This window comes from Arthrobacter sp. M71 S08 (assembly GCF_059089725.1).
On sequence record NZ_JBNHEY010000002.1, the window covers coordinates 676,637 to 693,414 of the forward strand.

15 protein-coding genes are annotated in these 16,778 nt (G+C 61.8%); 10 read left to right on the forward strand and 5 right to left on the reverse strand.

The genetic code is table 11. From position 1 onward, the window contains the following. Positions 1 to 5 precede the first annotated feature (5 nt). Positions 6 to 683 (reverse strand): DUF4129 domain-containing protein, encoded by a 678-nt coding sequence (locus tag AC5RTB_RS07115; RefSeq protein WP_494060356.1) that lies wholly within the window; start codon positions 681 to 683, stop codon positions 6 to 8. Positions 684 to 688: 5 nt separating this feature from the next. Next, positions 689 to 1,915, reverse strand: coding sequence for a DUF7847 domain-containing protein (locus AC5RTB_RS07120; protein ID WP_494060357.1), 1,227 nt, complete (start codon positions 1,913 to 1,915; stop codon positions 689 to 691). Positions 1,916 to 2,232: 317 nt separating this feature from the next. Between AC5RTB_RS07120 and mtrA the strand changes: the two genes are divergently transcribed. The 7 genes from mtrA (at position 2,233) to secA (ending at position 12,248) form a co-directional block, all read left to right on the forward strand. Further along, positions 2,233 to 2,910, forward strand: a complete 678-nt coding sequence (mtrA, locus tag AC5RTB_RS07125) for an MtrAB system response regulator MtrA (RefSeq protein ID WP_056549723.1) — start codon at positions 2,233 to 2,235, stop codon at positions 2,908 to 2,910. 80 nt (positions 2,911 to 2,990) lie between these two features. After that, complete coding sequence (gene mtrB, locus AC5RTB_RS07130; protein ID WP_494060358.1) at positions 2,991 to 4,628, forward strand: MtrAB system histidine kinase MtrB; 1,638 nt, start codon at positions 2,991 to 2,993, stop codon at positions 4,626 to 4,628. Next, positions 4,628 to 6,322 (forward strand): LpqB family beta-propeller domain-containing protein, encoded by a 1,695-nt coding sequence (locus AC5RTB_RS07135; RefSeq protein ID WP_494060359.1) that lies wholly within the window; start codon positions 4,628 to 4,630, stop codon positions 6,320 to 6,322. Before mtrB ends, AC5RTB_RS07135 begins: the two co-directional genes overlap by 1 nt. A 193-nt stretch (positions 6,323 to 6,515) precedes the next feature. After that, entirely contained in the window at positions 6,516 to 7,322 is an 807-nt protein-coding gene (locus AC5RTB_RS07140) for a ComF family protein (RefSeq protein WP_494060360.1), read from the forward strand. Between the two features lie 133 nt (positions 7,323 to 7,455). Continuing rightward, the gene (gene hpf / locus AC5RTB_RS07145) at positions 7,456 to 8,181 is read left to right on the forward strand and encodes a ribosome hibernation-promoting factor, HPF/YfiA family (RefSeq protein ID WP_494060361.1); all 726 of its coding nucleotides are present in this window, start codon (positions 7,456 to 7,458) and stop codon (positions 8,179 to 8,181) included. A gap of 28 nt (positions 8,182 to 8,209) precedes the next feature. Then, positions 8,210 to 9,526 carry a winged helix-turn-helix domain-containing protein gene (locus AC5RTB_RS07150; protein ID WP_494060362.1) on the forward strand — a complete coding sequence of 439 codons (1,317 nt, stop codon included), beginning with the start codon at positions 8,210 to 8,212 and terminating at the stop codon, positions 9,524 to 9,526. Beyond that, entirely contained in the window at positions 9,510 to 12,248 is a 2,739-nt protein-coding gene (secA, locus tag AC5RTB_RS07155; RefSeq protein ID WP_494060363.1) for a preprotein translocase subunit SecA, read from the forward strand. Before AC5RTB_RS07150 ends, secA begins: the two co-directional genes overlap by 17 nt. A gap of 27 nt (positions 12,249 to 12,275) precedes the next feature. Here secA and AC5RTB_RS07160 read toward each other — a convergent pair whose 3' ends face one another. After that, positions 12,276 to 12,824, reverse strand: a complete 549-nt coding sequence (locus AC5RTB_RS07160; RefSeq protein WP_494060364.1) for an Rv3235 family protein — start codon at positions 12,822 to 12,824, stop codon at positions 12,276 to 12,278. 14 nt (positions 12,825 to 12,838) lie between these two features. Continuing rightward, positions 12,839 to 13,276, reverse strand: a complete 438-nt coding sequence (locus AC5RTB_RS07165) for a LysM peptidoglycan-binding domain-containing protein (protein ID WP_494060365.1) — start codon at positions 13,274 to 13,276, stop codon at positions 12,839 to 12,841. A 418-nt stretch (positions 13,277 to 13,694) separates the two neighbouring features. On the opposite strand from AC5RTB_RS07165, the gene AC5RTB_RS07170 reads away from it, so the two are divergent. Next, entirely contained in the window at positions 13,695 to 14,243 is a 549-nt protein-coding gene (locus tag AC5RTB_RS07170) for a hypothetical protein (protein ID WP_494060366.1), read from the forward strand. Between the two features lie 90 nt (positions 14,244 to 14,333). Here AC5RTB_RS07170 and AC5RTB_RS07175 read toward each other — a convergent pair whose 3' ends face one another. Next, the gene (locus AC5RTB_RS07175) at positions 14,334 to 14,561 is read right to left on the reverse strand and encodes a helix-turn-helix domain-containing protein (protein WP_309071072.1); all 228 of its coding nucleotides are present in this window, start codon (positions 14,559 to 14,561) and stop codon (positions 14,334 to 14,336) included. 212 nt (positions 14,562 to 14,773) lie between these two features. On the opposite strand from AC5RTB_RS07175, the gene AC5RTB_RS07180 reads away from it, so the two are divergent. Together AC5RTB_RS07180 and AC5RTB_RS07185 are read left to right on the forward strand one after the other, a co-directional pair. After that, positions 14,774 to 15,427: a CpaB family protein gene (locus AC5RTB_RS07180; RefSeq protein WP_494060367.1), complete on the forward strand. Its 654-nt coding sequence runs from the start codon at positions 14,774 to 14,776 to the stop codon at positions 15,425 to 15,427. A 107-nt stretch (positions 15,428 to 15,534) separates the two neighbouring features. Further along, positions 15,535 to 16,749, forward strand: a complete 1,215-nt coding sequence (locus AC5RTB_RS07185) for a CpaE/TadZ family protein (RefSeq protein WP_494060368.1) — start codon at positions 15,535 to 15,537, stop codon at positions 16,747 to 16,749. Positions 16,750 to 16,778: the final 29 nt, after the last annotated feature.

Genomic DNA, 16,778 nt, shown 5'->3' on the forward strand with positions numbered 1-16,778 from the left:
ACCGGTCATACTGGAGCCGTCCATTGCTGACTGTCGGTCTGCCGGTGCGGCTGAAACCGCTGCAACCCCTGGTCAAGGTCCACGGCCCGCTGATAGTCGGCCTGGCTTGCAGGCCGTGCGCCATAGTGCACTTCATTGAAGCGCGTTGCCAACCAGTCGAGTTCCATTGACTGACTGCCGAACAGGGCCTGCAGCTGGTGGGCAACCTCGACGGCGGTACGTCCGGGCTGCTCATCCAGGATGACGCGTTCCTCCGCCGAGCGGGTGATGGCCCGGAAGCGTTCCGTGAGTGCCTCATCCCAGTCTCCTGTCCGGGCAGCAGCGTCCGCATAATCGCGATGAGCCTGTGCTGAAAGCTGGACAGCGGCCTGAAAGACCGTGGGATCCGGACGCTTCCTGGCGTTGAGCCGCGGTTTGATCAGGAGCACGGCCACCGTGATGACGACGACGGCGCCTATCGCCAGCAGGATGGTTCCCAGACCCGCGTCTACACCTCTGATCTGGCCCAGAATCTCGCCCAGCCAGTTGAGGAAGGCCGTCCAGGCGCGTTCAAGGAGCGATGGCTCGGCATCCCGGTAGATACCTTTCGCCAGCTCCTCCTGCAACATTTGCCGGGCTTCGTCGTCGTCCGGCTGAACAGGCGCCTCGGAAGGCATCAGATACGTCGCTCGTCCAGCGGGCATGAATGTTAGGCTCCCGGCCAGTTTTGCGGGTTTTGCGGCCCCGGGTGGCCTGTTCCTCCGCGACCCGACTGTCCGGGAATGGGAGAGTAGCTGCCCTTCGCGCGTGCTTCGTTCTCCCGCAGGAGCACGATGTCGAAACCCTCCCGCCGAATCCGAAGGTCAACGTAGAGCAGCGCGGTGACGCCGGCCTGGAAGGCGAAGCCGATCGCGGTAAATACAGCTGTCACTGCCTGAACGATCAGAAGCACGGGCAGCGATTCGAGCACCGCAGCCTCGGTGGAAGCGGGCGCAGAAGTGAAGGATCCAAAACCGAAGGCAAGGAATGACACCGGCGCGGCCACGACCTGGGTGATGATCGAAACGATGATGGAGGTGAGCACCAGGATTCCGAACGTCCGCCACCAGTTACCGGTGGTGAGGGACCAGGACCGGCGCAGCGCCGCGATGGGGCCGACTCCCTCGAGCATCAGCGCGGCCGGGGCCATAACCCATTTGATATTGAGCCAGATTGCAAGTGCTACTGCTGCCAGGATCCCGATCACGACAATCGCGACTGCGGCGTCCTCGAGAGCGAGGGAAAGGCCGACAAGAATGAGCACCAGCACGACAACGGAAACGGTCCAGAGAGCGAAGAGGATCGCTCCCAGTCCGAGCAGAGGGAGGATCCTGCGTCCGGCAAGCTTCCACAGCGCAGTGAATCCGGTGCGCTCGTCGAGTACCGCGCGGGCGATCGGAATAATCAGGACGCCCTGCAGGATGAGGACACCCACCGAGGTCAACAGCACCAGAACCGAGCCGATGGAGAGTACGGAGGCGACCAGTCCGGTGACCTCCGCGGAGGAGGCGGTGAACGGGTCGAAGGTTGCGAGCGATCCGGTCAGACCGATCGTCAGGAGAACGGTCAGGACCGCCACAACCACCTGAAACAGGATGGCCGTTCCGAATGTCGCAAGGGGGTTCCGGCGGCAGGCCTGGAAAGCGCCGTCGAGAATTTCCCCCAGACCGAGCGGGCGCAGCGGAATGATGCCGGGTTTCGGCGGCGCCTGGTAGCCGTGGAACTGGCCGGGCGGAGGGGCGGGCCATCCCGGGTTCGCGAGGCCGGGCGGCTGCTCAGAAGGCCAGGGCTGGTTTTGGCCCCACTTCGGCTGCTGGTTCTGCCCCCACTGCTGCGGTCCGGAAGGAGGCTGCCATGGACGGTCCTCCGGGTTCCCTCCCGGGAAGTTCCCGCTCATGATTTTCCCCTTACACCTGGTGTGCTGCCCGCTGTACGCGAACCGTTGGTTGTGCTGTACACGACTCTTCGCACGCCCGACAGGCGACTGTTCCGGCTCTACATCTAGAACTATAGTTACCTGCCCTGACGTTTCCGCCCGTGTCGGGGGCCGAGGAGGCGGCCATGCCTCCATTGTTCTCCATCGCACGTCGTCCGGCGGGCGTTCCGTGCGAAGTCGCCGACAAATCGTCCTCTAGGATGACAGAGGCATGCTGGCCGCAGATGCCGGTCGCGCGCCGATGCGACATTGATGGGGCAATGGGAGATTATGGGGATATGAAGGCACGCATTCTGGTCATAGACGACGACGAAGCACTGGCTGAGATGATCGGTATCGTCCTGCGCAACGATGGTTTCGACCCTGTGTTCTGCGCCGATGGAGCGCAGGCGGTGGATGTCTTCAGGAGCACCAAGCCGGATCTCGTCCTCCTGGACCTCATGCTCCCGGGCATTGACGGAATCGAGGTTTGCCGGCAGATCCGCAACGAATCGGACCTTCCCATCGTCATGCTCACCGCCAAGTCGGACACGTCCGACGTCGTTCGCGGGTTGGAGTCCGGCGCCGATGACTACGTGCCGAAACCGTTCAAGCCCGCAGAGTTGGTAGCCAGGGTTCGGGCGCGACTGCGCCCCGGTGATCAGAAGGCACCTGAAACTCTGCGCATTGGCGAGGTCAGCATTGACGTTGCGGGTCACTCTGTCACGCGGGCCGGCGAACCTATCTCTCTGACGCCGCTCGAATTCGATCTGCTCGTTGCCCTGGCACGGAAGCCGTGGCAGGTATTCACGCGTGAACTACTGCTGGAACAGGTCTGGGGATACCGGCACGCAGCCGACACCCGGCTCGTTAACGTTCACGTACAGCGGCTGCGATCCAAGATTGAACGGGATCCTGAAGCCCCCGAAATCGTACTGACCGTTCGTGGCGTCGGATATAAGGCAGGACAAGCGTAATTTTGGAAAGGCGGGCAAGCCGGTCCCTGAGCTCGGCGTCCACGGGCGCCGCGCGGGGGTGGCAGTGGGTCCAGTCCACCATGGCGCAGACTGCGCGCCATTGGCGTCGATCGCTGCTGTTTCGGACTGTCACTTCCACACTGGTGCTTACCGCCGTCGCGCTGTTGGCAGTCGGAGCGTTTCTTTCCAGCCAGATAGCAAACGGGCTCTACCAGGAGAGGCTCGAGCAATTCAAGGCTGAGGCGAGCGCCGGTCTGAGCGAGGTCAAGCAGATCTTCGCCCAGACGTCGGTGACCGATCGTGAGTCAACCGCGCAGCTCGTGCGCGACACCCTGCCCAGTCTGGAGGGCGGAGGAGCCGACGCCCCGCGGCAGTTCATGCTGAAGGGTGTTCCGGGTCAGGAGAGCATCTTTGTTTCGCCGTTCGCGAGTCCGGGTTTGACCGAATCTTCTGCTATTCCGGAAGCGCTCGCGGAAGCAGTCCGGAACGGTGACGATCAGTACTGGTCACCGATCGCCCTTGCGACGTCAGCGTCCGGCGCCGAGTTCAATGTGCCGGGTATTGCCTTCGGAACGAAAGTGACCCTCCCTCCGGAGCAGACGGAGTATTCGCTTTACCTCATCTACGACCTCTCATCCATGCAGGCGACCCTGGATTACATCCATGGCGTGACCTTGATAGGCGGAACACTTCTCCTGGTGACAATCGGGGCTATCGTGTGGCTTGTCACGAGGAGCGTGGTGGGGCCGGTGAGCCACGCCGCACTGGTGTCGGAAAAGCTGGCGGCGGGCCAACTTCAGGAGCGCATGGAGACTCAGGGCGAAGACGAGGTTGCACGTCTGGGCGCCTCCTTCAATCACATGGCGGCCAGTCTCCAGGATCAGATCACCCAGCTTGCCCGGCTGTCGCAGATGCAGCAGCGTTTTGTCTCCGACGTCTCCCACGAACTGAGAACGCCGCTGACAACTGTCCGGATGGCTGCAGAGGTCCTGCACGACGCGCGCCAGGATTTCGACCCGGTCAACCGGCGCTCGGCGGAGATCCTGTACAACCAGGTGGAGCGCTTTCAGGCGCTGCTCGCGGACCTCCTGGAGATCTCACGCTTCGATGCGGGCGCGGCGGTACTGGATGCCGAGCCGACCGATATCTTCCAGCTTGTCCACCACGTCATCGAAGGAACGCGTCCGCTGGCAGAGAGCCACAAATCCGATGTCACGGTGATCTCGAAGGAGTCCGAGTGCGTGGTTGACGTCGACCCCCGACGAATCGACCGCATCCTCCGCAACCTTGTAGTCAACGCCTTGGAACACGGCGAAGGAAAACCGATCAACATCTACATTGCGTCCAACCCGGATGCCGTTGCCGTAGCCGTGCGGGACCACGGCATCGGGATGACTCCACTCGAGGCTGCCCGGGTGTTCGACCGGTTCTGGCGTGCCGATCCTGCCCGTGCGCGCACCACCGGCGGCAGCGGTCTCGGGTTGTCGATCGCCACCGAGGACGCACGACTCCACGGCGCATGGCTTCAGGCCTGGGGCTCGCCCGGGGAAGGCTCCTGCTTCCGGCTTACACTGCCCAAGCGCCGGGACTCGGTGTTGAAGGTTTCGCCGCTTCCGCTTCCGCCGCGGCAGGAGGCGCTCCCTCCGGGACCGGCTGGGACAAGCACAACGCCGGACGCTGTGCCCACGATGCACGGCGCGCCAGGGAGCGAGGACTGATGAAGCGTGCACGCTCACGGGCAGTCGTTGCCCTGATCCTTTTGCTCACGCTGCTGACCGCGTGCTCCTCCATTCCCACGGCCGGGCCGGTCGGAACGATCGAAGCGACCGCCGAGGCCGAAACAGGTGCCCGATTCGTCAACAACCCACCGCCTCCGCGCGAGGGAGCCAGCGCAGGGGAAATTCTCAGTGGGTTCCTCGTCGCGGGCATCGGCGTTTCGGAAGACTACCGTGTGGCACGGTCCTATCTCACTCCAGCGCTGGCGGAGGAGTGGGAGCCGGAGGAAGAGATCACTATCTACCGGACTGATTTCAAGATTAGCTCCACTCCGACAGAGGGCGAATTGCAGCTCCAGCTGGAGGTTGCCGGTTACATTGACGCCGCAGGTATTCGACGTAACGTCGGGCCCGGCACTACAGAATCCATGACGGTCAAAATGGAACAGGTGCAGGGGGAGTGGCGCGTCGCGGAAATACCGAGCGGGATCATGATCTCCACCGCCGACGCGAAGAACCTCCTGCAATCTCACGAGCTCTACTTCTACAGCAGCAGTTACCGTTACTGGGTTCCCGATGTTCGCTGGTTCGTCACCCGCCAGGGAATCGCCACGAACATCGTCAAGGCACTCATCGATGGCCCGGCACCGTACCTGCAGGGTGCAGTCACAAGCGCCTTCCCCGAAAACGCGGCCCTCGCAGTTGAATCGGTGCCCATTGAATCGGGGACGGCGACCATCGACTTCACACAGGACATTCTCACCGGCACCGACAACCTGCGCCGTCAACAGATGCAACAGCAGCTCAGAGTGACCATGACAGGACTCAACACGGTGAACTCGGTGGAACTGCGGGCGGGTCAGCCGATCCCCTTCGAAATCGACCCCGACCTCGTGCTCCCGGAGCTGGATCCGGCTGTTCCGAGCAGGCAGATCGTGATCAGCGAGGATGAGCTGGCCTTCTTTGAAGGCGGTCAGTTGACTCCTGTCGATGATGTGCCGTCCATTGCGGATTTCGACCCCGTCGACCCGGCAATGTCCTACGACGGAAAAAACTATGCCTTCCTGAACGATGAACGGACCGAGCTCATGGCAACGGGAGAGGGACAAAACGTTCGGACAGTCACCGCAGGGTCAAACCTGACCGCTCCCAGTTACGACCCTGCAAACTGGATCTGGACGGCGGGCACCACAGAGGGGCGTTCCTACGTCCGAGCCATCCCGCCCGGCGGAAGCGCGAGCAACGCGATTGAGGTTCTTGCCCCGTGGCTGGGGAACCGCACGATCAGCGAGATCCGTATTTCCCGCGATGGAGCCAGGGCCCTAGTCGTGGCCCAGCAGTCAGGACAGAGCCAGTTGCTGCTGTCCGGGGTCAGCCGTAGCGAGGACGGTGTGCCGCAGACGTTGAGCGAGCCGATATCACTCAACCCGGCCGGTGCGATAGATACCGCGAAGTGGGTCACGGAAACCTCCGTTGTCGTGGCGGATACCTCACGGGACGCCGCGGTCATCGCCACACTGATCCCTTTTGCATCGGACCCCGACGAATTCGTGCCCCTCAAAGGCCTGCAACACCTCAGCGCCGGAACGGGCAGCTCCAATGTGTTTGCCCAGAGCGGGAACAGCATCTACGGCGTTGTCGGCAACACCTGGACGGACCAGGGCGTCGTTGCCCGCGACCCGGCGTTCGCCGGGTAACTGCTCCCGGACGCAACTTATCCACATTTCGCCTCCCTTGCTGATGCGCTTTGCCCCGTTGTGACACGGTTTAGCCATGTGGCGGGAAAGCGTGGAGCGAGTTCTGGATCGGGTTCGCCTCCACTTGTTCTGGAGAAGGGCCGCTGAAGCTTTGGGCGAGTTTTGGTCACTGATCTTCCCGACGGAATGCGTGGTGTGCGAAATCGCTGACAGCTCGCTCTGCTCGGCCTGCGCAGCAGCCTTCAGGCGCTCCACCGTTCGGCCCTTCCGGGCCGAACACGGCGCGGAAGGGCTGCCCGGGAAGGAATGGTTGCCGACAGAGCACCCATTGACAGACGACGAGGTTCTGTCACCGCTTCCCGTTGTCGCGGCGGGCCAGTATGCCAATGCCGTGTCGGCTGTTCTTCTGGCGTTCAAGAATCACGGGCATACCGACATCACGCGCTGGCTGCAGGCCGCACTCGCCGGAGCGTTGCATGAGGCCAGGTGGACGCTCTGTGAGGAACCTGCGGAGGTACTGCTGGTTCCGGTGCCTGCCCGGGGAGCATCGGTCAGGCGTCGTGGTTATGATCCTCTGATGTTGCTGCTTGTCGGATTGGCCCGACGCGGTGAGTTGCCGGCAGGAACAGCTGTTGCCGGGGTTGTCCGGCTCCGCCGCCAGCCGCTTGCACTCATGAACCTTGTCTCGGGTGGGTTGTCACAGAAGGCGCTTGGTAGACAGGGCAGGCGCCGCAATCTCCACGGCAGCATGGAGGCAGCACCGGCAATGCGCACAATGGACCGGAACCGGCCGTGTCTCATCGTCGACGACGTCCTGACCACAGGAGCAACCATCGCCGAAACCGCGCGTGTACTCCGTGAAGAGGGAGCGGTGGTGGCCGGCGCCGTCGTCGTTGCCGCCACGCCCGCCCCGCGCGGGAAGAAGCAGATGACGACGGTAGCGCTCCCAGACGTAATAAAGGCGCTCCCAGCGAACACACGGAAAAAAACCGACGGGTAGGGGTGAATTCAAACAGCGGGTGAACTACCGTGAAGTATGGGTATCACAACGAAGACAGTTACCCATCGACAGCGGCTGGAAGGAGCAGATCCTCGGCCGCTGTTGTGTCACCTGAGCGATTTTGGAGGGCACTATGGAATTTATGATCAACGGACGGAACCTCGCAGTTTCTGACCGCTTCCGGGAGTACGCGGAGGAGAAGATCGACAAAATCGAACAACTGGGGGACAAGGTCCAGAGGCTTGACGCGAAGGTTACAAAGGAGCCCAACGCGCGTCAGGCAGATAGCGCACTCACCGTCGAGCTCACGGTGTTGCAGAAAGGTCCGGTCATCCGGGCCGAAGCATCAGCTGCGGACAAGTTCGCAGCCTTCGACCTGGCCTACAGCAAGCTGCTGGAGCGGCTCCGCAGGGCCCGGGACCGCCGTAAGGTCCACCACGGCAGGCACACACCCGTGGCAGTCCGTGAAGCGACTGCTACTTTGGAGCCCGCGAGTACGGAACAACCGATCTACGCAGCTTCTTCCAACCACACAGGCAGTGCTGGCGCCGACACGGCCGATCAAAACGGCTATGAAGTCGACAGTGAGATCCCGGCGGGCGATTCGCCGGTGCTGATCCGCAGGAAGGTCTTCTCGGGGATCCCGATGAGCCTCGATGACGCCGTCGACAATATGGAACTCGTCGGACACGATTTCTACCTCTTTGTAGATTCACAGACCGGGGCGCCGTCGGTCGTTTACCGTCGCCAGGGATGGACCTACGGGGTCATCACTCTTGACGCGAAGTGTGCGGAAGGTCTTGAAGACCCACATGAGGAACTGATTGCCTACCGCGCCCGCGAAACGGCGACTGCCTAGCGCCTGAACGGGAACCTATGATCAAGCAATGACCTATTCCCTGACTCTCCTCCAGGCACGCCGAATCGCGTTGGAGGCGCAGGGACTGGCAAGGGAGCGGCCCACCAGGACCCCGGGAACCCGGGAGGTGGGCCGTACCCTTGCGCAGCTGCAGCTCCTGCAGATTGACTCGGTGAACGTTCTCTCCCGCAGCCATTACCTCCCCCTCTTCGCCCGGTTGGGTTCATACGACCGCACGCTGCTCGACCGCTTCTCGTCGCGGGCGCCGCGCCGCCTGATGGAGTACTGGGCGCATGAGGCAAGCCTGGTCCTGCCAGAACTGTTTCCCTACCTCGTCACCACTCAAAGCCGGAAGTGGGCGAGCGCATCATCGTTACCCGACGAGGTGCGGCATGCCCTCAGGAGCCGCATACTCGACCTGCTGGCCACAAGCCGACCACTGACCGCCGCTCAAGTGCAGGATCGGATCGGGCACACCGAACAGAAGAAAACAGACCAGTGGGGGTGGAACTGGAGCTCGGCGAAGAGAGTTCTGGAGGATCTTTTCCAGCATGGTCTCATCTCGTCCGCGGGCAGGACTGCACAATTCGAGCGGCGGTACGCCCTCACCGAAAAAGTCCTTCCTGATCCGGCGCTCGCGCGCCTGCGAGTTCCCGCTGCCGAAGCCTATCTGCACCTCACGGAACGGGCAGCCAAAGCGGTAGGTGTAGGAACCACGCGCTGTATCGCCGACTATTTCCGTCTTCCCATGAAGGCAGCCGCCGCTGCCATTCACGTCCTGGTGCAGCGCGGCACACTGGTTCCTGTCTCGGTCGAATCATGGCGACAGCCCGCGTACCGCTATGCCGGTTCAGTTCTTCCTCGGGCGGCCAAGGGGCGTGCTTTGCTGAGTCCCTTCGACTCCGTAGTCTTCGAACGCCGGCGCTTGGAAGCCCTGTTCGACTTTCATTACCGCATCGAAATTTACACACCGGCGGAAAAGCGCACCTATGGCTACTACGTACTGCCTTTCCTCCTCCGCGACTGCATGGCGGCAAGGGTGGATCTCAAGGCGGACCGATTGCAGAAACGGCTTGTCGTAAGAGCTGCGCACGGTGAGCCTTCGATGCCGGCGGACACCGCCGTCGAACTTGCGGCGGAGCTGGTCCTGATGGCCGGTTGGCTGGGGCTTGACCATGTGGTCGTCGAACCACGAGGCAACCTGTCTGCGCAACTGGCTGAAGAATTGGCGCAGGAGTACGGATGGGAACTAAATCGGGGGACAGTACGTCTCTCACGTAGACTGAATTCGCCAGGAAACGGCGTACCTAGATTGGGAGCAAAAACCAGTGCCATCACTTCTTGAACGAGTCCTTCGTACCGGCGATAAGAAGACACTGAAGCAACTCCGCAACTACGCCGACGCGATAAACGTGCTCGAGGACGAGTTTCGAGACCTTAGCGACGAGGAACTCCGTGGAGAGACCGACAAGCTGAAGAAGCGCTATCAGGACGGTGAGACCCTCGATGCGCTGCTGCCGGAGGCATTCGCCGCGGTGAGGGAAGCAGCCAGCCGCACGCTGGGCCTTCGCCACTTCGACGTGCAGCTGATGGGTGGCGCCGCCCTGCATTTGGGCAACATCGCTGAGATGAAAACCGGTGAAGGCAAAACCCTTGTCGCAACCGCGCCGGCCTACCTGAATGCGCTGACGGGCAAGGGCGTCCACGTTGTCACGACGAACGACTACCTGGCCGAATACCAGTCGGACCTGATGGGCCGCGTGTTCCGCTTCCTCGGTCTGAGCTGCGGCTGCATCCTGTCGAAGCAGGACCCGGCCACACGCCGTGCGCAGTACGCGGCGGACATCACCTACGGCACAAACAACGAGTTCGGCTTCGACTACCTTCGCGACAACATGGCCTGGAGCGCCGCCGAGCTGGTACAGCGCGGACACAACTTCGCCATCGTCGATGAGGTTGACTCCATCCTCATCGATGAGGCCCGCACGCCGCTCATCATCTCCGGTCAGGCATCCGGTGACGTTAACCGCTGGTACACCGAATTCTCCAAGGTAGTCACCCGCCTCACCAGGGAAACAGACTACGAAGTCGACGAGAAGAAGCGCACCGTTGGTGTTTTGGAGAGCGGCATCGAGAAGGTTGAGGACTATCTCGGCATCCAGAATCTCTACGAGTCCGCGAACACGCCGCTGATCGGCTTCCTCAACAACGCGATCAAGGCGAAGGAACTCTTCAAGCGGGACAAGGACTACGTCGTCCTCAACGGTGAGGTGATGATCGTCGACGAGCACACGGGCCGCATCCTCGCCGGTCGACGCTACAACGAGGGAATGCACCAGGCGATCGAGGCCAAGGAAGGTGTCGAGATCAAGGCCGAGAATCAGACGCTCGCTACCGTCACGCTCCAGAACTACTTCCGCCTCTACGAGAAACTGTCCGGAATGACCGGTACCGCTGAGACGGAAGCGGCGGAGTTCATGGGAACCTACAAGCTCGGCGTCGTTCCCATCCCCACCAACCGGCCGATGGTTCGCGAGGACCGCTCCGACCTCATTTACAAGAACGAGGTTGCCAAGTTCGAGGCAGTCGTCAATGACATCGTGGAACGGCACGAAAAGGGTCAGCCGGTCCTTGTGGGCACCACCTCGGTCGAGAAGAGCGAATACCTGTCGAAGCAGCTCGCAAAGGCGGGCGTCCGTCACGAAGTGCTGAATGCCAAGAACCATGCACGTGAGGCTGCGATTGTCGCGCAGGCAGGGCGCCGGGGCGCGGTCACTGTGGCAACCAACATGGCCGGCCGTGGTACGGACATCATGCTCGGTGGAAATGCCGAGTTCAATGCCGTGGCCGCGATGGAGAAGAAAGGCCTTCACCCGGCAGAAAACGCCGAGGAATACGAAGCCGAATGGCCGAATGCCCTTGCGGCGGCGAAGGAAGCAGTGGAGACCGAGCAGGAGGAAGTCCGGCAGCTCGGCGGCCTCTACGTGCTGGGTACCGAAAGGCACGAGTCCCGGCGCATCGACAACCAGTTGAGGGGCCGCTCCGGTCGTCAGGGGGACCCGGGTGCATCCCGCTTCTACCTGTCTCTCACCGACGACCTCATGCGGCTGTTCAATTCCGGTGCGGCGGAACGGATCATGAACAGTTCCTCCATGCCTGATGACGTGGCGCTGGAATCGAAGATGGTTTCCAAGGCGATCGAGAACGCTCAGGGGCAGGTGGAGAGCCGCAATGCAGAGCAGCGCAAGAACGTCCTGAAGTATGACGACGTCCTCAACAGGCAGCGCGAAGCGATCTACAGCGATCGGCGGCGCATCCTCGAAGGTGATGACCTGCACGAGAAGGTCGAGCACTTCCTCGAAGACGTGGTCACAGCCATGGTGGATGAAGCGACTGCCCAGGGACACGGAGATGACTGGGACTACGAGTTGCTGTGGTCCAATCTGAAAACCCTTTATCCGATCAGCCTGACGATCGACGAGGTAATCGAGGAAGCCGGCGGCAAGTCGAAAATCACTCGTGACTTCCTCCACGCCGAGATCCTCTCGGATGCGAAGGTCGCCTACAAGCAGCGTGAGGAGGCGCTCGGCGAGAAATCCATGAGGGAACTTGAGCGTCGCGTGGTGTTGTCGGTGATCGGCCGCAAGTGGCAGGAGCATCTCTACGAGATGGATTACCTCAAGGAAGGCATCGGACTGCGCGCCATGGCACAGCGTGACCCGCTTGTGGAGTACCAGCGCGAGGGTTTTGTGCTCTTTCAGGCAATGATGGAAGCTATCCGCGAGGAGAGTATCGGCTACATCTTCAACCTCGAGGTTGAGGTCGCTCCGGCACAGCGGGCCGGGCTTCCAGGAGTAGCTGACGGCCGGGGACTGGTGGATACCTCAACTATCAAAGCCGCGGGACTTGAGGCTCCCGAGCGCCCGGCCAGCTTGGCATTCACAGCTCCCAATGCACAGGGTGGGGTGGAGACCAGGGTTGAACGCCGTCGCAGCGAGTCTGACGGTAACGCCGGGAACGGCACCCGGGCCGAGCAGCGCGCGGCGGCGAAGCGGCGTCGGAAGTAGTCATATCGCTCCGCCGTAAGGAGCGCGTCACCCGATCTGGAGTTCGGTGACGCGCCACTGACCACGCCAGCGTTCGATCCTGAGTGCAATTGCCCTTGCGCGCTTTTGTTCTGCCGCCACCACCGAAGCTTCGAAGATGCTCGGGGTGATCGGGCAGATACGTACCGTTCGAATAAGGACGTTGCGATGGAGACGGGTATTGACGGCGGCGCCTCCGCCAGAGGCGGATCCAGGGGCGTGTTCAATGCTGCGAACCAGATTGGAGCGCAACTGGAGACGCTCGTAACTGCGCGTGTCGAGGAGTCTCGCCATTTGCTGCAGGGGCCTTGTTCCGCCAAGAACTTCGAGCGCTCCCCGTGCTACTTTCCGCGCCACCGCTTCCAGTTCTTCCGGAACGACCGGTTCCGGTGTCGGCATCGGCACCGCCTGGCGGGTCAGGGGCAGTACCGCGGCGTACTCGTGCCTGAGGATCGGAACATGAGCCGCGGCGCCGTGCAGGACGGGCCTTGGGGCACCGCTGACATCAGCCAGGGGAGCGGCATCGGCAGCGGCAGGCAGGTGGGAAATAGCGCTCACAGAATTTCCTCGCTTCATTGTGATTCCGTCGGTGTTCCGGCTGGCGGACTGAGTATCTGTCCGGGCTGAAGCAACTCGGGATTTTCCCCGATTACATCCCTGTTCGTCTCATACCATCGCGGCCAGGTTTCGGCCACCTTGGCGTCTGACGCGTCCAGGTTGAGATGCCGTGCGGTGATGGTCCATAGAGAATCACCGGGCTGCACTACGACCTCGTTCTGTGCGGTGTCAGACGGTGGACGGCTTTCACGGGTTTCCTTGACCATCAGACTTCCGCCGGAAGGCAACGGTGTTGGCCGCCAGGTCGGCTCGAGTACCCGCTGCGCTTCAACCGGAATCCACTGCGGGCTAAGGGTGCCCGTTTCCTCCCCGGTGTTAACCCGTTCCGGATGGGAGGAAGAGGCGACAACACCAGTTCCGGCGTATGCGGACGGAACCGCAATCAGATTCACGCCTAAGGCGAGGCAAGCAGCTCGTCGCATGAATACGGGAGCAAAGGCACCGACGCGTTGCGCGGCGTTCGGGCGACCACGTCGAAACGAGCAGCCCCGCGGCAATGGCAAAACAGAAGCTGAGGCCCCACCAAGCCAGGACGAGCGTGCCGAGGGCAGAGACGCCCACTCCAACCATCGCCGTCAGCCCAGTACCGGCTGAGGACAGTTCCTGACTCTTTACGAGGGCTCTGCCCGTCAAGATGAGCATGCCTCCCAGCAGAAACACCGCAGAAGCCCACCATGCTTCCTTTCTACATGATTCCATCATTTACCTCTTTTGACCCCGTTTGATGTTATTTGATGACACTTGTCTATCTTGAATGGAGCTAGATGTCTACTAGTTGACCCCGGATTCGCCGGATCATAGGCTGAGCCGATGCGCTGGACAGCTCTTTTCGAGGACATTGCGGCCCAACTCGAGGCCGCTGAGCAGGTGGCAGGAGATGCCGAAATAGCCGACCGGGTCCGTCGGGAGCAGGGGACCGTTACCCTCGCTGATCGTCTTCGGGGGCAACTTGGACTCGTCCTGAGGGTGGGGACGTCCGGCGGCGAACTTTTCGATGGAGAGTTGACCCACGTGGGATCAGAGTGGCTGGTGCTCAGCAAAGCGCCGGCGGAAGTAGTGGTCCCGCTGACTGCCGTTCGACTTGTGGAGGGCCTGGGTCGAAACGTGGCCAGCGAGAAGTCCCGCGTTCATGGGGCACTAGGGTTGGGATCTGCTGTGCGAACGCTGGCAAGGGACCGCGCATCCGTCACCGTGTACAGGGTGGAAGGCGGAGCGCGGATTGAGGGAATCATCGACCGCGTCGGGAAGGACTTCCTTGAGATTGCGGCGGTGTTGCCCGGGGAGTCACGGCGCTCGGCGAAGGTGTCTGCCGTTTACGCCGTTCCCTTCTCAGGAATCGCTGCGGTTTCCTCCCGCTAGGATTCGAAGCTATCGGAGCGGTTGCGGCTGCAAACAACAAAAGGACGGCACCTCCGCAGGCACCGACCTCAGGAGCGTTGAAGCAGGATGCTATACATCCTGCTCAACGTGTAGACCTTCCTTCACGCTTGCCGCCGTCTTTTGGTAGGCGCGGGCAATGTAGTCCTCGAGGACCTGAGTCTCCACCCGCCATTGTCCGCGTCCGCCGACCTGAATCGCCGGTAGCTCACCGGAGCGCACCAGCGCATAAGTCTGCGATGAGGAAATATTGAGCACTTCTCCCACATCGGCAAGCGTCATGAACCGTTTCTGTGCCACGAAAGCCGCCTTTCCCTTCGTTCCATGCAAGAAACTGCTTCATCCATCTTGCCATCCCAAAGGGGTGTTCGGCTTCGATATCCACAGTTCGTTGCCGATTCGCGCAAGTGGTTTCCATTTGTCGATTCGCTGGAAGAGAATTGCTTCTGGCGCGTAGGTCTCACTGCGCGACGCAGATGACGGGCAAAGCAGCGGGGAACAGGGGAAAGCACGTGAGTCTCAAGATCGACAGTCCGGTGCGCACGGATGCGCCGATCCGATTGCGCAAACCGTCGTGGAAGGACCCGCGTCTGCTGATAGGCATACTGTTGGTGTGCGTCTCCATTGTCGGCGTGATCGCCCTAGTCGAAAGTGCGGACAAAACGATCGGCGTCTATGCCGCGCGCGAGGACCTGCCGGTAGGCGCTGAGCTCACCGAAGATGATTTCCACATCGTTCCAGTGCGGCTCGGTGAGGTCGAAGGTTCGTACCGAACAGTCAGCGAAGGGGTCCCGGACAATGCAGTTGCGCAGAGGCTGATATCCGCCGGGGAGCTACTTCCCGCCTCCGGGCTGGGAACAGCCGATGCCCTCGACCGTAAACCGGTGGGCCTCACAATAGAGGACCCCCTGCCGGCTGGTACTGCCACGGGAGATCGGGTGGACGTGTGGGTATCACCGCGAGGACAGGGCAACGAGTTCGGCGCGCCGGAGCTGCTCCTCGAAGGCGCGGAAATCTATGACTACACGAAGGAGGACTCTGCGCTGGGCGCCACCCAGTCCGCTCGGGTCTTTGTGCTGGTCGGTGATGAAACTCTCCCTTCGCTCCTCGACGCACTGTCGAACGAGGCAAGGATCGCTGTCGTCGTCAACGCGGGTGCGCAGTGAGTATTCCCGTAGTTACCGTCGGGCGTGCCGCTAGTGACTGCGTCACTAGCCTGGAACAACTCCGCGGGCCGGTTACTGTGGTTCGCCGCTGCGATGAATTCGCAGAAATGATTGTGGCATGCCAGACCGGAATCGCCAGGGCTGCAATTATTGCTTTCGACGCCGGCGATCTCACGTCGTCTCTAGTTGAGCGCTTGCGCGCGTCCGATGTCGCCGTAGTCGCGTTGACGGACGACGACGATGCTCGGGAGCGCCTGCGCGCCCTGGAGATACGGCACACACCCACCACCGTGGAGGCCGGAGCGCTAGCTGACGAGGTTGCCGCTGCCGTGGCGGACCTCGAGTTGCTTCGAAAGGGTAAGCCCAGCTCTGCATTTGCTGATACTTCCCGCGCCCTGACACCCAAAGCGCCGTCCCCGGCTGAAGAAGGTGAGGCTCCGGGCGATGGAACCGTGGTGGTTGCGTGGGGACCTACCGGTGCAACAGGCCGCACCACAGTAGCCGTCAACGTTGCGGCCGAATTGACAGCGATGGGCATACGGGTCCTGTTGATGGACGCTGACACCTACGGCGCCAGTGTTGCTGCCTTCCTGGGCCTCCTGGATGAATCAGCGGGAATTGCGCAAGCCTGCCGCCTCGCTGACCAGGGAGTTTTGGACACCACTTCACTGCAGCGCATCTGTGCTGAGGTCACCATTGACGGCCATCTACTGCACGTACTGACCGGTGTCACCCGGGCTGATCGGTGGGCGGAAGTGAGGCCTTCCGCGCTCACCCGCGTCCTTGCGCTAGCGCGCTCAATGTTCGACACCGTCGTCATCGACTGCGCTTTTGGTCTCGAAGCCGACGAGGAACTGAGCTTCGACACCCTGGCACCGCGCCGTAACGGGGCGACGCTGCGGTGCCTCGAACTGGCGGATGAGGTATACGCCATCGGCTCGGCTGACTCAGTGGGTGTTCCACGACTGGTTCGAACGCTGGCAGAACTTGATGAAGCAGTGCCGACCGCTTCGCCGCGCGTCATCTTCAATAAGGTGAGGGCGGCGTCGGTGGGTCGATCGCCGGAGCGTCAGCTTCGCGAGGCGTGGGAAAGATTCGGTCCGTCGGTGCCTATTTCGGCATTTCTTCCGGCTGATTTCGACGCTGCCGATAATGCCTTGCTCAAAGGCTCGGCGCTTCCCGAGGTTGCTTTAGCCTCCCCGCTTCGCCACGCAATTGCCGCGCTGGTCGGTGCACCGGATGAACAACGCAAACGAAGAACTTCTAGGCTAAGACACAACGAAATGAAGTTTTCCACCAACGGGGTTAGGCTCTCACAGTAAGGGGGTCGCAAAGGGGCGGCCTTTCATTT